This window comes from Bacillus cereus group sp. BfR-BA-01309, assembly GCF_022664315.1.
Classification (GTDB): domain Bacteria; phylum Bacillota; class Bacilli; order Bacillales; family Bacillaceae_G; genus Bacillus_A; species Bacillus_A mobilis.
Map to the genome: position 1 here is coordinate 25,709 of NZ_JAKUHE010000019.1, position 15,953 is coordinate 41,661.

Consider the following 15,953-nt stretch of genomic DNA (forward strand, 5'->3'; position numbering starts at 1 on the left):
TGAAAAAAACGTTATTCTTTCATTAAAATCACTGAATTACTTTTGATCTAGTACTAGGTCTAGCCAGGATTTCGCCTCATTGTACAAAATTGGATTGTTTTGCGGCGTGTAGTAGGCAAGGATCGCAACTGCCTGTGATACGACCCATCCACGGGCCCTTGCCAATGTAGCATCGTCCGTACGGATAGCATCAAGGAACACATCGCGCGCCTCTGGCGAGTGCAACTTCCACGCGACCATTACATCACACGCAGGGTCACCTATACCCATCATCCCCCAATCAATTACACCGCTAATACGCTTATCGCGTACGAGCCAGTTACGTGCATCTAGATCGCCGTGATGCCAAACAGGTGGACCGTTCCACGGAGTCACAGAAAGAGCCGACTCCCATACAGCAGACACCGCGGGATCGCCATTAAATCGTGCTAGCCAATATCGGAAGTCTTTGTCCCGTTGTGCCAAAGGAATGCCACGTCCTAACGGCCCACCCGTTGGATCAACATGTTGCAGTGCTAGGACAAACCCTGCGAGATCGCGTGCTGCCTGAATCTCGTCAATCGCCTCTATCGGCGCCGTTTCACCCCTCAGCCACGAATGTATCTCCCAAAACCATGGGTAGTCATTATTTGGGCGCCCCTGAGCGATAGGTACAGGGATTTCAAGCGGAACTAATGGCGCGAGTTTTGGTAGCCATTGGAACTCGTGTCCTCCTGGTGTCGTCGGTCCTTCCCTTCTCGCTAGCCGAATGGAATATTCGTCGCCAAGTCGGAAAACCGCATTTACCGTTCCAACTGGCTCTACCTTGCGAAGGGGCAACTCTGCCCAGCGGGGGAACTGATCCACAAGCAAACGACGCACAAGTCGCTCTTCAATTTCCAATTCGTCAGCATGCATCTTCTCGGACATCGTATGATCTCTCCTTGGTAGCTCTGACATAAACTTTTATTGGTGGGAAATTATAATAATTATCCGTACACCAAAAGTCAAAAAGCCACACTTTTTCATTATAAAATGCAGTCACACCTTAAAATATCAACTTCTCTTAATTTATTCAATTGTAACCCCCCCCTATAAGGGGCATGTTACATTACTATCAACCTAAGATGAATTTATACCTATAATTTATAGAAAGCGTTATTCTTTTGTAGAAAAATACAGAAAGGATGGCGTTTTGTATGAATCTATCGATTCAAGATGAGTTTCATTTGTTCGCTGAATAACTACAGCGATATCTATCTCCACATATTCTTCAACAACTTGTACAAAATTCACCTTATCCAGGTTTATTTGGTATGCAGATTTTTAGATAATTAATATCAATTCTTTAGAAAACCGAAAAAATCTAGTTAAACGGAATTTTACTTAATCTTAGCTCGATGAGCATGTTCTCCCTTCCCTATTTCTCCTGTTTTTGCAATAATAAAGGAAATATACATAAAGGTTGGGATATCATGAACATTCGCATTACTGATGAAGCAAAAGTAGCTATACATAGATTAGAGCGCGAAGAGAAAAAGATCATTCGCATTAGAGGGACAATGACAAACTCTTGTAGTATTTTCGTTGATGTGGATTTAATTTGGGATACATATAATGCAGATGACGTTGTATATGAAGATGCTGATTTTATCGTACAAATGGATTCATTTACGAAAGACTACACTGGTGATACGGTGAAACTTGATTATAAGACGACTGGTTTTAGTATTACGACTCCGAGTGAGACTTTAGTTTATGGATTGTCGATTAAAAAATAAAAATTGTTTTTAACTGATCAATGAGGTGGAGAAATGGGTAAATATGTTCCGTTAAAATTTTTATTTAATGAAGAATTAGCAGAAAAAATGGCTGATTCTATTTGTAAGCACGATCCTACTTTCTCTAAAAGAATCTTTGTAGATTCTGTAACATGTAAAGTTGAAAATTTAGAGTTAAAGCAGCGTATTGAAGTAATAGCAGATGAATTACATACTGCATTACAAAAAGATTTTAATGAAGCAATACATATTTTACTGAAAACATTGGGACCAGAAAATACAACAGAAGTAGGTACATTTACAAACGGATATATGTACATGCCTATTGCAAAATACGTTGAAAAATATGGGCTTAACGATTTTGAATCCTCATGTAACGCCATGTATGAAATAACAAAAAGGAATACTGCTGAATATGCCATACGTCCTTTTCTTGAAACATACCATGAAGACACATTGGGCGTATTACAACAGTGGATTCATGACGAAAACAACCACATTAGGCGATTAGTTTCCGAAGGTACAAGACCAAGGCTTCCTTGGGCTAAAAAAATAGGAGCTCTGAAAGATGACTTTAAGAACAATTTACAACTTCTTGAGCCATTAATGAATGATCCTTCTAAATATGTCCAAAAATCTGTAGCCAATCATATTAACGATATTACGAAAGAAGATAAAGAACTCGTTTTTCAATGGTTGCAGCAGTTACGTGATAAACAGCATCCTGTTAACCCTTGGATTATAAAACATGGGTTAAGAACGGTGATAAAAAATGATACTTTACCAAAGGATTTTTCTTTTTGAGTATTTTAAACAAAAACGCTTATGTTTCAAAAATGAAGTATAAGCGTTTTTCGCTTTCAAATGTTATCCTTGTCTTAAAATATTTTGAAACATTTCCGGCTTATTTCGTTCAAAGCTTTCTATAAGTTCTTTTCCAAATAACGCTATACTCTCCTCCCAAGGGTGGCCTAAATAGCCCCACTTAAAGTCTTTCTGAATAAAGAAGGAGTAATCTCCATTCGGAAATACCGGTATCATCCACTCATCAAATTCATTTCTTTCAAACTCAAAATGTGGATTCACCCAATAACACTCATGTTGCCAATCCAGTGCCATAATATATTCATTTGATGCTGTAATTTCTTGAAAAGCTTGTAACGCTTTATCTTCCAGATCGCTATATATATTTATATCTATCGATTCTCCAAAGCAATGAGAAATATCATATGTAACAAAAGGACTTGGCACCTTAAATGATGGGAATATAGAAACACTTGGTGAAAACTTAAGTTCACTATATACCTTGTCCCAAATCTGATCATCCTCTTTGTCCGTAAACTCTATCCAGTTTTTCATTACGCAACTACCTTCCCTAATAATTCCAAAGGATTTCCACTCGATTATCCCGAATATATAAATTACCATTCTCACAAGGAGCAAATTTATATGAATCTATTCGAACATGAAACGTAAAACCGTTCCCCTTTAATAAGAGGTCCTCCTTTTTTTCTTTTCTCATCATATCATTTACTTACAAAATAGGAGGATACAATTATGAAACGTGATCCATTATTTTTTACCTTATTAGAAAATGCTAATACAAATTTTAGCGGTTGGGATTTCTCATTCATTTCAGAAACGGTTCGAATGAAGAGCGAGCCTTTATCGTGGTCGTACGGCAGCACTGCTTTCCAGCTTATGCAGCATGTAGAATCAATGCTCGATATGGGGACTGGCGGTGGAGAGTTTTTATCTAAGTTACAACCGTTCCCGTCAACTATTTATGCGACTGAGGGATACACTCCAAACGTGCCAATCGCTCGGAAGAAATTAGAACCTTTAGGGGTTACAGTTGTAGAGGTAACGGATGATACTACTTTACCATTTCAAGATAGTCAGTTTGATTTAATCATAAATCAACATGAATCATATGCTGCCTCTGAGGTAAACAGACTCCTTGCTCCTAATGGAATATTTCTTACCCAACAAGTTGGCGGTCTCGATTGCGCGGAACTTAATGAGCAGTTTAACACGCCGCTAAATAGCGAATTTGTAAGTTGGTCGCTTGAAACTGCATGTTGTGAGTTAAATGAAAATGGATTTACTATTTTAGAAGAAATAGAAGAGTTCCCTTTTCAACGCTTTTATGACATTGGCGCTATCGTCTATTATTTAAAAGCGATTCCTTGGCAAATTCCTGATTTCACTGTTGAAAGGTATTATGAGGAATTATATCGTATACATGAAATCATCTTACAAAAAGGTTATTTTGATGTGAAGCAACATCGTTTTATGATTAAGGCGATTCGTAGTTAATCATGGAGCATATGAAAAAGAGATGGATCTACCATCTCTTTTTTTATTTTCACTCAATATTTTCTAAATTTAAATACTTCGTTTCACAGTAATAGCCTTTGCCGCCAACATAAACTTTTTCTATTTTATTCTGGCTATCGGTTGCTAATTTAACTAATATTTCGGAAGGCGAGTGTAAAGAATAACCTTGTTCAAATACATAGTCTTCTTTTTGTAAGTAGTGCTGTTCATAAAGATAGCAAGCTAATGCACCATTTGAAGTTCCAGTCGCTGCTTCTTCATTAATGTCATATAGCGGAGCAAAGTTTCTGCATATAATTCGATTGTCATTAAAAGTATATAGATGCATCCCGACAACATTATAATACTTGCTGATTTCTTTAATTTTTTCAAAATTAGGTTCCAGTGTATGTAATTGTGTTTCGCTTTTTATAGGAACTAAAATATCTTTTAAGCCCGTAGAGACAATTTGAATTGGGTATGTATTGTCTATATCTTTAATGTCAAAGCAGTCGATAAACTCATTTGGAGATATAACATCATAAAATATCGGTTCGTTTTGTTCCATGAATATGATGTCATCTTTTATGGTAATAGTAAGAACACCGCTGTTCGTTTCAATCGTATAGCGATTCTTGAAAAGTTTATTTACATGCATCAGTATCGCAAAAGAGCCAATTGTCGCATGACCACATAAATCAACTTCCTCTTTTGGTGTAAAATACTCAATTTTATAATCAGCAACTTTAGATTCTGATATAAATGCGGTTTCCGCATAGCCCAGTTGTTTGGCTATTGCCATTTTTTGAGTAGTGGTCAATGTATTCTCCATAAATACCACTCCTGCTTTATTTCCGCCTTTATGACCCTTGCTAAATGCACTTGCAACATAAACAGATATTTTCATAAGACACCTTCCTCACTTATAGTAAATTGTAGCATAGAACGTACTACGTATATATATTGTTGGATAAATTAGCCATAAAGCAAGAAACAAACTATTTTGTAGCATCTGAACCCTCAAAAAAATAGTTTGTCTACAGTCTGAGAGTTGGATCTACCATCTCTTTTTTCCCGTTTATTTAGCAAAAGTTTGTGGTGCCTTTTAGATTGTTAAGTAAGTTCACGCCTTGCGATCGCATCAGCTAATGTAATAAGTTGCTCGTGCGTTATCTTTCCTGTTACCTTCGCTTTATTAATTTTTTCCATTTCTTTTGAAGCAAATTGTGTACTTATACATATGTCCATTCTCTTTCATTTACAAATGAGTTATTTAGCTTATTTTTAAGTAAAAACACTCGCCTTACAATTCCTTACTACATAATATATAGTACAACTTTCATACGTAAACACTTTACGTAAAGCGAAAGAATCCTTTTTAGAAAGGAGAATTAACATCGATACTATAAGCAATGAATTTCTAAAACTTTATTACGACAGCAACGTTTGGTTACATGACACACACTGGCTCGGTGTCCCCATTTTCAAACTTCCCTCTGACCTTTTTTTGTATCAAGAAATTGTTTACGAATTAAAACCCGATTTAATTATTGAATGCGGTACGTGTTATGGTGGTAGCGCACTGTATTTAGCTTCTTTATTAGATTTAATTGGAAAAGGTCATGTACTTACTATCGATATATTCCCTCAACCAAATCGACCATCACATGATCGAATTACGTATGTAACAGCTTCTTCTGTTTCTGTACAGGCCGTCCAAACAATTTTAAATATGCGCAAACCTGATGATGTGATTTTAGTTATTTTAGATTCTGATCATAGTAAAGAGCATGTCTCAAAAGAACTGTTACTTTATAAATCTATTGTAACAAAAGGCAGTTACTTGATTGTAGAAGATACAAGTATTAACGGAAATCCACTCTCTCCTGATTGGGGCCCTGGTCCAATGGAAGCTGTAGAAGAGTTTTTAGCTAAAAATAACAACTTCATAATCGATGAATCTAAACATAAATTTTTCATATCATTTAATCCAAAAGGTTATTTAAAGAAGATAAAGTGAAACTTTAATAAGTGGGGTTATATAAAGCCCCACTTATTCTATGATCTTCATTTTTGAAAAAGGATAATATACAAATTCCACTTTGCCTATTATGTTATCTTCTTCAATATACCCTAAGCCGTTTCGACTATCTCTACTAAGTTCACGATTATCACCCATTACAAATAACTTATTTGGCGGGATTTTTGTCTTTTGAAAGTTATAAAACACTTGCGTATTATTGAATAAATCTTTATTTGTATACGGTTCTTCTTGCTTTTTATCATTCACATATACTGATCCATTCGCTATGCTAATTACGTCACCAGGAAGTCCTATTACTCGTTTTACATAATATTTCGACTCATCCTCTTCCTTTATAATGACAATTTCTCCGTGCTCTAAATTAGAAAAATGTACTGCTGCTTTATTTACAAATACGTAGTCTTCTTCATATAAAGTTGGTTGCATCGATTTCCCTTCCACTTTACATAAAGTAAAAGAATGATAGGCCACTACCAAAACAAACACGAAGAGTATGTATTTCCCCCAGCCTCTTTTCATCTCCTGTTTCATATCCATTCCCACCTTATTTAAACGCTTTTTAACTCAAAAAATAGATCACTGCACAATAAGTCTCCATGCAGTGATACTATTTTTACTGTGGCTTGTTCTGTTGTTCTACTGGGACTGGATTTCCACCCGTTCTTTTCGCTTTCAATTCAAAATACGCATCCAAAATCTCTTTACCAATCGCAGAATTAATTCCGGATTTGTCATCATTCACCCAAGGTACAACAACTGAAAAAGCAACTTCCGGATCAGCATCATATGGTGCATAACCGGCAAGAGTTAAATTATAACATTTTTTTCGGTTATAGTTTTCATCTCTTCCAATATCACTTTCTCCACCATATACTGTTTCAGCTGTTCCTGTTTTTCCAGCTGGTTTATACGGTAATCCTTTAAACGTCCCCGTACCTGTCCCGTCAGTTTCTTGAAAAACTCTTCTAAATCCTTCTTTTACATGATTAATATATGAAGTGTCCATATCCACTCGATTTAAAATAACCGGTTCAATAGAGCGAACAACTTTTCCAACATCCTCTGGTTTATGTGGTTGCTCTCTCACTTCTTGTACAATTTGTGGTTTCATTCGGTAACCGCCGTTTGCAATTGTTGAAATATATTGAGCAAGTTGCAGCGGCGTATATGTATCGTACTGTCCAATCGCATAATCAAGTAAAAAACCAGGTATGTTATCCGTTCTACCCATTTGACCAATCGATTCATTCGGCAAGTCAATTCCAGTCGGTACACCTAATCCGAACTGTCTAAAGTAGTAGCGCATTTTATTAAATGTCTCTAGTTTAATGTCTAACGGATTGTTTGGTACATAATTTATACCTGCCATTTTTAAAGCAGTGTTAAACATGTAAACATTCGATGAAACTTGTAAAGCTCTTAAATCATCAATATCACCAAAGTCTTTCCACGATTTCTTTGGTTTAGAACTTCCTTTAAAATACATTGGTGCATCAAAGAAGTGCGTATACGGTTTAATCGCTTCAGTTTGATATCCGGCTAATAACGTAGCCCCTTTCACAGTTGACCCTAACTCATAAGAACTTGTCATCGTTCCTAAAGCGAAGTCTTCTATTTGCATGCCGCCATCTTTACTTACAATTTTCTTTCCACCCATTGATAAAATTTGCCCGTTTTTCGGATTCATCATTACAACGAACGCACGATCCATCATCGGCTCTGCAGAGTGAAATGCTCGTAAATTCTTTTCAAGACTTTCCTCTACTTTTTTCTGTAACTCCATATCCACTGTTAACATTAAATTATTTCCACTTTTTCCTTCAGTTACTTTTTCTGTCCGAATAATATTTCCCGCTTTATCCGTAATATTTTTAGACTGTTCTTTCGTTCCATGTAATGCATCTTCGTACTGTTTCTCGATATAACTCTTACCAATACGGTCATTTCGGTTATAATCACGTACTAAATAATAATCTAACTGCTCTCTTGGCAAGCCCTCATTTTCAGTAGATACGCTACCAAGTATGGAACGAAGTATTTTATCATTTGGGTATTCACGTTCCCAATCCACTGTCGTATCCACTCCTGGCAAAATTGCCAATCTTTCACTTACGATTGCATATTCATTTTGACTTACATCTTTTTTAACAATTTGCGGCGTCATTTTATATCCCGCATTCATCCTATTTTTAATTGCTAGTACTTCTAGATCCTCTTTTGATAGTTCGCTTAATTCTTCTTGCGTAATTCTTTCACGGCGCAACTCTTCAACTTTTTTATCTAATTCTTTCCCCTCTATCTCTTGCTTCCTAAATACACTCTCATCTTCTTTCGTTACTTTTTCTGCTGCTCGCTTTTCATTTAACTGCATCCAAAAATCTTTTTTATCTATTTCTGTTAGCTTATTTATATCTTCTGGCGACATTTCTATTAGCTGGGCTAAATTTCTTGCTACTTGTAAAACTTCTTTCGAATCTACTCCTTTCATTTTCGTATATGTAACGGTTCGTAGTGGTTTATTATTTACAATCACTTGACCTTGCCGATCAAACATTTTCCCTCTAGGAACAGGTGTGCTTACCGTTACATCTTCCTTTTTGTTCACTTCATTTCTATACGTTTCTCCATCAATGATTTGTACTTTACCTAATTGAATTATAATAGCTGAAAATAAAAGAAAGACGATAAAAAATAGTACATTTAATCGAAATGGAATATGAGTCTTTTTCTTTTTCGATTGTTTCTTCTGCTCCTTTTTCTGTCTCATTTCGCTCCCTCGCTTCATTCTATTAACATTTCTACACAGAACCATTATGTATCAAATTTATTTATATGATATATATAGAATTTTATATTAATTACTAAAGAAATAAAAGATTTAATTTTCAGTATTTTAATTTCATAACCTATTTATTACCATTCCCTTATTAAGGAATAACATGAATGTTATTCTAAAAGAAAGAGTGTATACAATTGTTTTTTCACACCATTCATTTACATTTATTTGTATACTAATAATAAAAGACACTACTAAGGAGAAAATGAAATGACAGATTCATTTACAATACTTACTAATACGTCATATTGTTTAAACTTTATGATTTATATTCAAAATATTTATCTCAACCAAAAAGAGAATAAAGAAAATTTAAGGTTTCCTTACATAGCAAAACAAGTAAATTTCTCCACTGATTTTGAAGCAAATTTCAAAGAATTATGGTATACACTTCGTAAACAAATTGCTAACGACCGATATGATTTACAAATTTTTTATGAGGAAAACCATATCTTTTATGAAAAGCTTTTTGACACTCAATTATGTAGTGAAGACTCCTTTCAAGAATTAGTATGTAGTTTTAAAGTATGGTGGACTAGCATAGCAGGTCAGCTTTCATTAGAATGGTCTGTAAGTGAGTATAGCACGCAACTTTATAATGACTTAGTTTTATACTTAAAGAAAAATGAAATAGAACCTTTACAACAGCTACATATCAGCTTACTTTATGACGATTGTGTATTTACTAAAGATAATATTACTTCTTACTCTGCTGTTTTACCTACGAAACACTTTTTTATAAATTATAGAGATGTGGTTACTACATTATCGAAATGCTTTAAACTGTGATTCCCCAAATAAAAAACTGAGGTGAATACCTCAGTTTTTCCGATAACTTATTTCATTGAAGATAACCCGTCAACAAATTCACCAATCTTATTTTGAAAAACAAAATCAAAGTTATATTCTTGCCCTGTTAACTCTTCATTTACTAAAATGGTCGTTGCTCCTATTTCCCTCTTTGCGATTTGCGGGAATGAAGCGACGGGTTGTACTTTTAATGACGTTCCCATAACGATAAGCACATCTGTTTCATATAAACGTGTTATCGCATTTTGATATTGCGGCAATGTATCTCCATATAAAACAACGTCTGGATTTAAAATGAAATTACACTTCTCGCAGCGAGGCACTTCATGATCAATCATATACTGCAAATCATATCCCGCTTTACACTTTGGACAATGTGCTGTTTGAAGTGTTCCATGTAAATCAAAGACATGCTTACTACCGCCTAGTTGATGTAAACCGTCAATATTTTGCGTTAAAATCGTAATGTCTTTCCCTTGTTCTTCTAATTCAGCTAAAAAGCGATGGCCACGATTTGGTTTATATTGATGAAACGTATTAATTTGAAATATTTCTTTATAATGCTTCCAAAATTCTTTCGGGCTTCTATTATAATATCCCCTTGATAAATACATCTCCACATTTGCATCAGCATACAATCCATTTGCTGAACGAAAATCTGGTATACCACTTTCCGTACTTGCACCAGCACCTGTTAACACTGTAATTTTCTTCGCTTTTTCTAAAATTGAACGTACTTCTTCAAATTGCACAAAAATCACCTCTATGTATTTTCCTATAATTATTATACCAGTTGTTTACAGGAGGTGTTGTCTTTGTATAAAGAACTCTTTAAACTTCCTTATTTTATATAGTTTTTCTTGATGATATCTTTTGCATTTTTGTAAAGGAATACAAAGAAGATAACTGCTAGGATACCGTTTACCCAGTAATATATATTTCCAGAGGCAAACCTATTATAAAAGGATTGAGCATTATAATATAATAGGCCCGCCGAAAGCACGGTAGAGATTACTAACATACCAAAACTTTTCAAGATATCCACCTCGATTTTTAAAATTCAGATTCTTATAATAATTATACGTGAAAATGAGAGAGTTTAAAATGTGCAATTTATCCTATCATTATCAAGCTAACGATACATCTTTCCTCCAAACAAAAATAACAACTACATACGCACTTCGGTACTACCCCAACATCTTACTTAATGCGTAGTTCCCCCAACTTCCACAATATCCACCTCAACTGTCGTCGTTACCTCAACTGCCAATTCTATCCCTTTACGAATAGTAGAAAGTGACATACTCGGTTGGCCTGGGTAGTTACTCGCTTGTTCTGGCAAGAACGGAATATGAATAAATCCGCCTTTTATTTTCTTATCACGCTTCTCTAGTTCATGCATAAGCCCATAAAATATATGATTACAAACAAACGTTCCCGCTGATTGTGAAACGGAAGCTGGTATACCTTCTTCTTGCAGTCTTTTTACAATTGCTTTCATCGGAAGCGTAGACCAATAAGCAGCCGGTCCTTCTTCTACAACCGGTACATCTACCGGTTGATTCCCTTCATTGTCAGCAATTCTTGCATCATCAACGTTAATTGCGACACGCTCTATCGTAATATCTGGTCTGCCTCCAGCTTGTCCGATACATATAATCATTTCAGGGTTTAGTTCTTCTATATATTCTTTTAAAACTTGTATTGATTTATGAAATACAGTTGGTACTTGTTTACTAATAATCTTGTATTCTCCGATTGTTTTTTCATGCAAACTTTTTGCGACTTCCCAAGCTGGATTGATGCTTTCTCCGCCGAACGGGTCGAATCCTGTTAATAATACTGTTTTCATAATTTTCCCTCCTAATTAGAAACGATATACAAGTCCGTACATAATAAACATGTTGATAATAAAGATTGAAAGAGCAATTGGTACTTGCGCTTTAATAACTGCATTTTTATCTTTTAGCTCTAAAAGCATTGCCGGAACGATATTAAAGTTTGCTGCCATTGGAGTAAGTAGCGTTCCGCAATATCCAGCAAACATACCGAGTGCTGCCATAATTGCCGGATTTCCTCCGTGCATTTGTACAATTAAAGGTAAACCAATTCCGCCAGTAATTACGGCAAACGCTGCGAATGCATTTCCCATTACGACTGTAAAGAGCATCATTCCTAAACAATATGCCATAACAGCAACGAATGGATACTCTGTCGGTAATACTTGACCGACTAAATCAGAAACGACTTGTCCAACGCCAGATTTCGCGAAAATACCGCCAAGTGCTGCTAACATTTGTGGTAAAATGACAGCCCAGCCGACAGCTTGTAATAATCTGCTTCCTTCTTGTACAGGCGTTGTTATTTTCGATTTTGTAATACGCATCGCTGCAACGAATGCAAGTAATGCCCCTAGTGCTAATGCTACTAGCGTTACTTTATCTGGATCAACAAGGGAAACATTTCCCCATTTGATTTTCCCTAATGTTAACGTACCGATAATTGTAAAAATAGGAATTAATAGTGCAGGCATGAAAACTTTATTTTTTAATTTCTCAGCATGTTTCACACGTTCTTGTACTGGTACTTCTTTCTCCTCTGACTTTGTTACTTTGTTTAGTGAAGCTAACACGACCATAGCGAGCACAATACAACCAACGTAAAACGAAGGGATTACATTTCCGAATAAAAATGTAACTGCAAATAACGCCCAAAATAAGCTAGAACCAAATCGATTTGGATGTTCACGATCAAATGCAATACGAACAGCGATAAAGGCAACGATTATACCTAATACATAATAAATTGTATCCATTGTGATAATGTTCATTTTATATTGCCTCCTTCTCTTCTTTTTCTTTTGATTTCATCGTTTTCTCTATATATTTATCAAACCTTCTAAATCTGATCCAGCTCACAATAAGCGCTGATATTGCAGTTGGAATGCCCCAAAGCGCCATATCCCACACACCGACATGCATACCTACTGAATCGAAGAATCCTTTCATTAATAAAATCGCACCAGTCGCGATAAATATATCCTCTCCGAAAAACCAAGCTGTATTTTCCGCAGCTGCTGCGTTTGCTTTAATCTTTTCTCTTAACTTTTCAGGGAGCTTACCATATTTACCTTGCGCAGCCCCTTCTGCCATCGGTGCTACGAGCGGTCTTACTGTTTGTGCATGACCACCAATGTTCAGTCCAAGTGCTGCTGATGATTCTCTTATCGTAAAATATGACATTAATACTCTTCCAGTTGTTGCTCCTTTTGATTTCGTTATAAGTGCTTCTGCTCTTTCTTTTAAACCGTAACGCTCTAAAATGCCGATTACCGGTAAAGTTAATATAATCGGCATAGACATATATCTATTTTCTATGAAAAATTTACCGAACATGCTAATCACATCATAAAAGCTTAATCCTGAAACCATACCAGTAACAATACCTGCGACCATAACTACTAATAATGTATTTAATCTAAATAAAAAGCCCACTGCAACAAGTAATATCCCGATTAATTTAATCATTCCAGCACTTCCCCCTATTCTTTATCCCGCTTTAACGGGCAGTAAAACTCCCACCTCAAAATTCGACTAAGTCAAAAAAATTTAGATGGGAAGTCAACTGCCCGTAAATGCCCGATTGGTTCAACTAATAATCAGCGGGGGATGAACCTCCCCACTGATTAAAGTTTCACTTTATTTCGGTGCACAAATTGAAATACCATTAAGTTCGAATGTTCTGTATATTTTTCCCGCAAATTGAACCGCTTTCTCTCCATCGCCGTGTAAACAAATCGTTTGCGCTTGAACTGTCACTTTCTCTCCGTTCACCGCTCTTACAAAGCCTTCTTTCACCATTTGAAGCACTTGCTTTATCGCTTCGTCTTCATTTTTTATAAGTGCATTTTCTTCTGTCCGGCTCGTTAAAGTCCCATCTTGCTTATACGTCCGATCAGCAAAAGCTTCTTGTACGAGGGTTACATTGTATTTTTCTGCCGCCTGTATAAACGCCTCACTATTTGCTAATCCGTAAAGCAATAGATTTGGATTACTATGATTAATTGCCTTTACGATTGCATCTGCAATTTCCGGATTATTCGCTGCCATATTATATAAAGCACCGTGCGGTTTTACATGATGCATTTTCCCGCCTTCTGCTTTCACAAAAGCGGCTAATGCACCGATTTGATACAATACATAGTCGTATACTTCATTTGGTGAAACGTTCATATTTCTTCTTCCAAATCCAATTAAATCAGGAAAACCAGGATGCGCGCCAATTGCTACGTTATGCTGCAGTGCCTTTTCGACCGTTTTCCTCATTACAGTCGGATCACCCGCATGAAAACCACAAGCAACGTTTATAGAGGAAACGAACGGAAGAATTTCATCATCATTCCCCATTTTATAAGCTCCAAAACTCTCTCCTAAATCACAGTTTAAATCGATTGTCGTCACGATATTTCCCTCCTAATGTCAGCCTCGTAAAGCGATGAATTTCTTTAATAGATTCATATTTACTTCTTGTTCTATGTACAATTGTTCCGCTTCTTCAAGCGTAATTTTCTCAAAAGAAACATAGTCCCCCGGTTTTAACTGAGCAAGAAGTGGTAAATCTACTGAACTAATATTGCCCATTCTCGGATAGCCACCTGTCGTTTGCCTATCTGCCATTAATATAATTGGCTGTCCACCATTTGGAACTTGAATGGTCCCAAATGTAACGGGACTCGATAAAATCTCTTTTTCTTCCACTCTATTTAAAACTTCTCCCTCAACTCTATAACCCATTCGGTCAGCGTAATTAGATACTTTATACTCTTTCGTAAAAAATGCCCTTATACTTTCTTCTGTAAATTGATCATATTCAAAACCAGTTATGACACGCAGCTTAGGATATTTCATATACTTTGGCAGTACACTGTTGCTAATTACCCATTTTGTTTTGATTCGCTCATCTTTTTGTAAGTCTTGAATGAAACGACTCGCTAATTCTGAGTGCGTACCCATTTGAAAATAATCTCCTTTTTTCAGCATCCTTCCTTCTATACCACCAATCGCAGCACGTATGTAAGTACTTTTGCTGCCCATCGTACGATCAATTTGTATACCACCTGCAAAAGTCACATACGCTCTGCAACCACTTTTCACTTTTCCGAAGCAAAGCATGCTACCTTCTTCTGCTAAAATGGGACGCCATAATGGAATACGCTTCCCATTCAGTAAAGGTTCCATATCCGCTCCGCCAATCGCAAGTAAAGTCGTTTTTTTAATTAACAATTTAGGTCCCATAATTGTCATTTCGAGTCCTGCTTCATTCTCTTCATTACCGACCAACATATTGATCATCCGAAGTGCATTTTGATCCATGGCCCCGCCAACTGGTACACCGTATTGTTGATAATGAGATCGCCCTAAATCTTGGACTGTTGTAAACATCCCTGCATGTAAAACCTCTACATCCATTCTTTAGCCCCCTCAAGTGATATGTACTCTTCCTTCGTTATTGGGATAAATCGTAAATACATTCCGCTTTGAATATATGTTGGTGTTTCTTCTTCTGGATTAAATAAGGATATTGGAGTTCGGCCAATAATATTCCATCCTCCTGGTGTTTCAAGCGGATAGATACCTGTTTGATTTCCGCCAATACCTACCGAACCAGGAGATATTTGCAACCGTGGCGTTTCTTTTCTAGGTGTTTCTAGTTCTTTTGATAGCCCTCCTAAATACGGAAATCCTGGTGTAAAACCTAACATATACACAAAATATGTTGTTTCACTATGTATACGAATGACATCTTCTACCTGTAATCCTCTATAATGCGCGACCTCTTCTAAATCAGGTCCATATTCTCCCCCGTAGCAAACAGGTATGGAAATATGTTTCACATCTTGATTCACTTCTTCTTTATATGAATCACACAACTCTTGTATATATTGACAAACGTAATGATACGGCCCTTCACTTCTCCCATTTCGCTTCCATACTTCGTATACATTGTAGTAGACCGCTAATGAAGTGAAAGACGGCACACACTCAACCATTCCTGTAAACGGGTGCCGTCTCAGCGCTTGAAATAATCGCTGCACTTTTTCGTATGTCTCCATCTCAATTTCTTCACCAAATGTAACAAGAATTGCTTGATCCCCTAACGCAGAAAATTTCATCCCACTCCCTCT

General features: G+C 36.3%; 19 protein-coding genes. 5 read left to right on the forward strand and 14 right to left on the reverse strand.

The window, feature by feature from the left end:
- Positions 1 to 36 precede the first annotated feature (36 nt).
- Positions 37 to 939, reverse strand: a complete 903-nt coding sequence (locus tag MR115_RS25225) for an aminoglycoside phosphotransferase family protein (RefSeq protein WP_309243110.1) — start codon at positions 937 to 939, stop codon at positions 37 to 39.
- A 515-nt stretch (positions 940 to 1,454) separates the two neighbouring features.
- Between MR115_RS25225 and MR115_RS25230 the strand changes: the two genes are divergently transcribed.
- The gene (locus MR115_RS25230) at positions 1,455 to 1,760 is read left to right on the forward strand and encodes an iron-sulfur cluster biosynthesis family protein (protein ID WP_242243140.1); all 306 of its coding nucleotides are present in this window, start codon (positions 1,455 to 1,457) and stop codon (positions 1,758 to 1,760) included.
- 33 nt (positions 1,761 to 1,793) lie between these two features.
- Positions 1,794 to 2,564: a DNA alkylation repair protein gene (locus tag MR115_RS25235; RefSeq protein WP_242243141.1), complete on the forward strand. Its 771-nt coding sequence runs from the start codon at positions 1,794 to 1,796 to the stop codon at positions 2,562 to 2,564.
- A 63-nt stretch (positions 2,565 to 2,627) separates the two neighbouring features.
- Here MR115_RS25235 and MR115_RS25240 read toward each other — a convergent pair whose 3' ends face one another.
- The gene (locus MR115_RS25240; protein ID WP_242243142.1) at positions 2,628 to 3,119 is read right to left on the reverse strand and encodes a DUF2716 domain-containing protein; all 492 of its coding nucleotides are present in this window, start codon (positions 3,117 to 3,119) and stop codon (positions 2,628 to 2,630) included.
- A gap of 198 nt (positions 3,120 to 3,317) precedes the next feature.
- Here MR115_RS25240 and MR115_RS25245 point away from each other — a divergent pair, with 198 nt between their 5' ends.
- Positions 3,318 to 4,079, forward strand: a complete 762-nt coding sequence (locus tag MR115_RS25245) for a class I SAM-dependent methyltransferase (protein WP_242243143.1) — start codon at positions 3,318 to 3,320, stop codon at positions 4,077 to 4,079.
- Between the two features lie 49 nt (positions 4,080 to 4,128).
- Here MR115_RS25245 and MR115_RS25250 read toward each other — a convergent pair whose 3' ends face one another.
- Together MR115_RS25250 and MR115_RS29915 are read right to left on the reverse strand one after the other, a co-directional pair.
- Positions 4,129 to 4,986, reverse strand: coding sequence for a PhzF family phenazine biosynthesis protein (locus MR115_RS25250; protein WP_242243144.1), 858 nt, complete (start codon positions 4,984 to 4,986; stop codon positions 4,129 to 4,131).
- A gap of 206 nt (positions 4,987 to 5,192) precedes the next feature.
- Positions 5,193 to 5,327 carry a hypothetical protein gene (locus MR115_RS29915; protein WP_255864099.1) on the reverse strand — a complete coding sequence of 45 codons (135 nt, stop codon included), beginning with the start codon at positions 5,325 to 5,327 and terminating at the stop codon, positions 5,193 to 5,195.
- A gap of 148 nt (positions 5,328 to 5,475) precedes the next feature.
- On the opposite strand from MR115_RS29915, the gene MR115_RS25255 reads away from it, so the two are divergent.
- Positions 5,476 to 6,099, forward strand: coding sequence for a cephalosporin hydroxylase family protein (locus MR115_RS25255; RefSeq protein WP_242243179.1), 624 nt, complete (start codon positions 5,476 to 5,478; stop codon positions 6,097 to 6,099).
- Between the two features lie 33 nt (positions 6,100 to 6,132).
- Here the strand turns inward: MR115_RS25255 and lepB are convergent, their stop codons facing one another.
- Together lepB and MR115_RS25265 are read right to left on the reverse strand one after the other, a co-directional pair.
- Positions 6,133 to 6,654: a signal peptidase I gene (gene lepB / locus MR115_RS25260; protein WP_063260350.1), complete on the reverse strand. Its 522-nt coding sequence runs from the start codon at positions 6,652 to 6,654 to the stop codon at positions 6,133 to 6,135.
- Positions 6,655 to 6,736: 82 nt separating this feature from the next.
- A complete protein-coding gene (locus tag MR115_RS25265; protein ID WP_242243145.1) occupies positions 6,737 to 8,890 on the reverse strand; it encodes a peptidoglycan D,D-transpeptidase FtsI family protein in 2,154 nt (717 codons plus the stop codon).
- 279 nt (positions 8,891 to 9,169) lie between these two features.
- Between MR115_RS25265 and MR115_RS25270 the strand changes: the two genes are divergently transcribed.
- On the forward strand, positions 9,170 to 9,748 hold the full coding sequence (locus MR115_RS25270) for a hypothetical protein (RefSeq protein ID WP_242243146.1): 579 nt from the start codon (positions 9,170 to 9,172) through the stop codon (positions 9,746 to 9,748).
- 47 nt (positions 9,749 to 9,795) lie between these two features.
- On the opposite strand, the gene MR115_RS25275 is transcribed toward MR115_RS25270, so the two are convergent.
- From MR115_RS25275 to pxpB, 8 genes are all read right to left on the reverse strand, one after another.
- Positions 9,796 to 10,530, reverse strand: a complete 735-nt coding sequence (locus tag MR115_RS25275; protein ID WP_242243147.1) for an NAD-dependent protein deacylase — start codon at positions 10,528 to 10,530, stop codon at positions 9,796 to 9,798.
- Positions 10,531 to 10,610: 80 nt separating this feature from the next.
- On the reverse strand, positions 10,611 to 10,805 hold the full coding sequence (locus tag MR115_RS25280; protein WP_061676952.1) for a hypothetical protein: 195 nt from the start codon (positions 10,803 to 10,805) through the stop codon (positions 10,611 to 10,613).
- A gap of 168 nt (positions 10,806 to 10,973) precedes the next feature.
- Complete coding sequence (gene pcp / locus MR115_RS25285) at positions 10,974 to 11,621, reverse strand: pyroglutamyl-peptidase I (protein WP_242243148.1); 648 nt, start codon at positions 11,619 to 11,621, stop codon at positions 10,974 to 10,976.
- Positions 11,622 to 11,636: 15 nt separating this feature from the next.
- On the reverse strand, positions 11,637 to 12,599 hold the full coding sequence (locus MR115_RS25290) for a DUF979 domain-containing protein (protein ID WP_097864136.1): 963 nt from the start codon (positions 12,597 to 12,599) through the stop codon (positions 11,637 to 11,639).
- Between the two features lies 1 nt (position 12,600).
- Positions 12,601 to 13,296 (reverse strand): DUF969 domain-containing protein, encoded by a 696-nt coding sequence (locus MR115_RS25295; RefSeq protein ID WP_097818907.1) that lies wholly within the window; start codon positions 13,294 to 13,296, stop codon positions 12,601 to 12,603.
- Positions 13,297 to 13,467: 171 nt separating this feature from the next.
- Positions 13,468 to 14,229, reverse strand: coding sequence for a 5-oxoprolinase subunit PxpA (pxpA, locus tag MR115_RS25300; protein WP_242243149.1), 762 nt, complete (start codon positions 14,227 to 14,229; stop codon positions 13,468 to 13,470).
- An 18-nt stretch (positions 14,230 to 14,247) separates the two neighbouring features.
- On the reverse strand, positions 14,248 to 15,237 hold the full coding sequence (locus MR115_RS25305; protein ID WP_242243150.1) for a 5-oxoprolinase subunit C family protein: 990 nt from the start codon (positions 15,235 to 15,237) through the stop codon (positions 14,248 to 14,250).
- Positions 15,228 to 15,941, reverse strand: a complete 714-nt coding sequence (pxpB, locus tag MR115_RS25310) for a 5-oxoprolinase subunit PxpB (protein ID WP_242243151.1) — start codon at positions 15,939 to 15,941, stop codon at positions 15,228 to 15,230. The genes MR115_RS25305 and pxpB overlap by 10 nt, the downstream gene beginning before the upstream one ends.
- Positions 15,942 to 15,953 lie beyond the last annotated feature (12 nt).

Excerpts from the sequence above, each read along its gene's own strand:
- MR115_RS25225 (WP_309243110.1), bottom strand. The coding sequence starts at position 939 with ATGTCAGAGCTACCAAGGAGAGATCATACGATGTCCGAGAAGATGCAT.
- MR115_RS25230 (WP_242243140.1), top strand. The coding sequence starts at position 1,455 with ATGAACATTCGCATTACTGATGAAGCAAAAGTAGCTATACATAGATTA.
- MR115_RS25235 (WP_242243141.1), top strand. The coding sequence starts at position 1,794 with ATGGGTAAATATGTTCCGTTAAAATTTTTATTTAATGAAGAATTAGCA.
- MR115_RS25240 (WP_242243142.1), bottom strand. The coding sequence starts at position 3,119 with ATGAAAAACTGGATAGAGTTTACGGACAAAGAGGATGATCAGATTTGG.
- MR115_RS25245 (WP_242243143.1), top strand. The coding sequence starts at position 3,318 with ATGAAACGTGATCCATTATTTTTTACCTTATTAGAAAATGCTAATACA.
- MR115_RS25250 (WP_242243144.1), bottom strand. The coding sequence starts at position 4,986 with ATGAAAATATCTGTTTATGTTGCAAGTGCATTTAGCAAGGGTCATAAA.
- MR115_RS29915 (WP_255864099.1), bottom strand. The coding sequence starts at position 5,327 with ATGGACATATGTATAAGTACACAATTTGCTTCAAAAGAAATGGAAAAA.
- lepB (WP_063260350.1), bottom strand. The coding sequence starts at position 6,654 with ATGAAACAGGAGATGAAAAGAGGCTGGGGGAAATACATACTCTTCGTG.
- MR115_RS25265 (WP_242243145.1), bottom strand. The coding sequence starts at position 8,890 with ATGAGACAGAAAAAGGAGCAGAAGAAACAATCGAAAAAGAAAAAGACT.
- MR115_RS25270 (WP_242243146.1), top strand. The coding sequence starts at position 9,170 with ATGACAGATTCATTTACAATACTTACTAATACGTCATATTGTTTAAAC.
- pcp (WP_242243148.1), bottom strand. The coding sequence starts at position 11,621 with ATGAAAACAGTATTATTAACAGGATTCGACCCGTTCGGCGGAGAAAGC.
- MR115_RS25290 (WP_097864136.1), bottom strand. The coding sequence starts at position 12,599 with ATGAACATTATCACAATGGATACAATTTATTATGTATTAGGTATAATC.
- MR115_RS25295 (WP_097818907.1), bottom strand. The coding sequence starts at position 13,296 with ATGATTAAATTAATCGGGATATTACTTGTTGCAGTGGGCTTTTTATTT.
- MR115_RS25305 (WP_242243150.1), bottom strand. The coding sequence starts at position 15,237 with ATGGATGTAGAGGTTTTACATGCAGGGATGTTTACAACAGTCCAAGAT.
- pxpB (WP_242243151.1), bottom strand. The coding sequence starts at position 15,941 with ATGAAATTTTCTGCGTTAGGGGATCAAGCAATTCTTGTTACATTTGGT.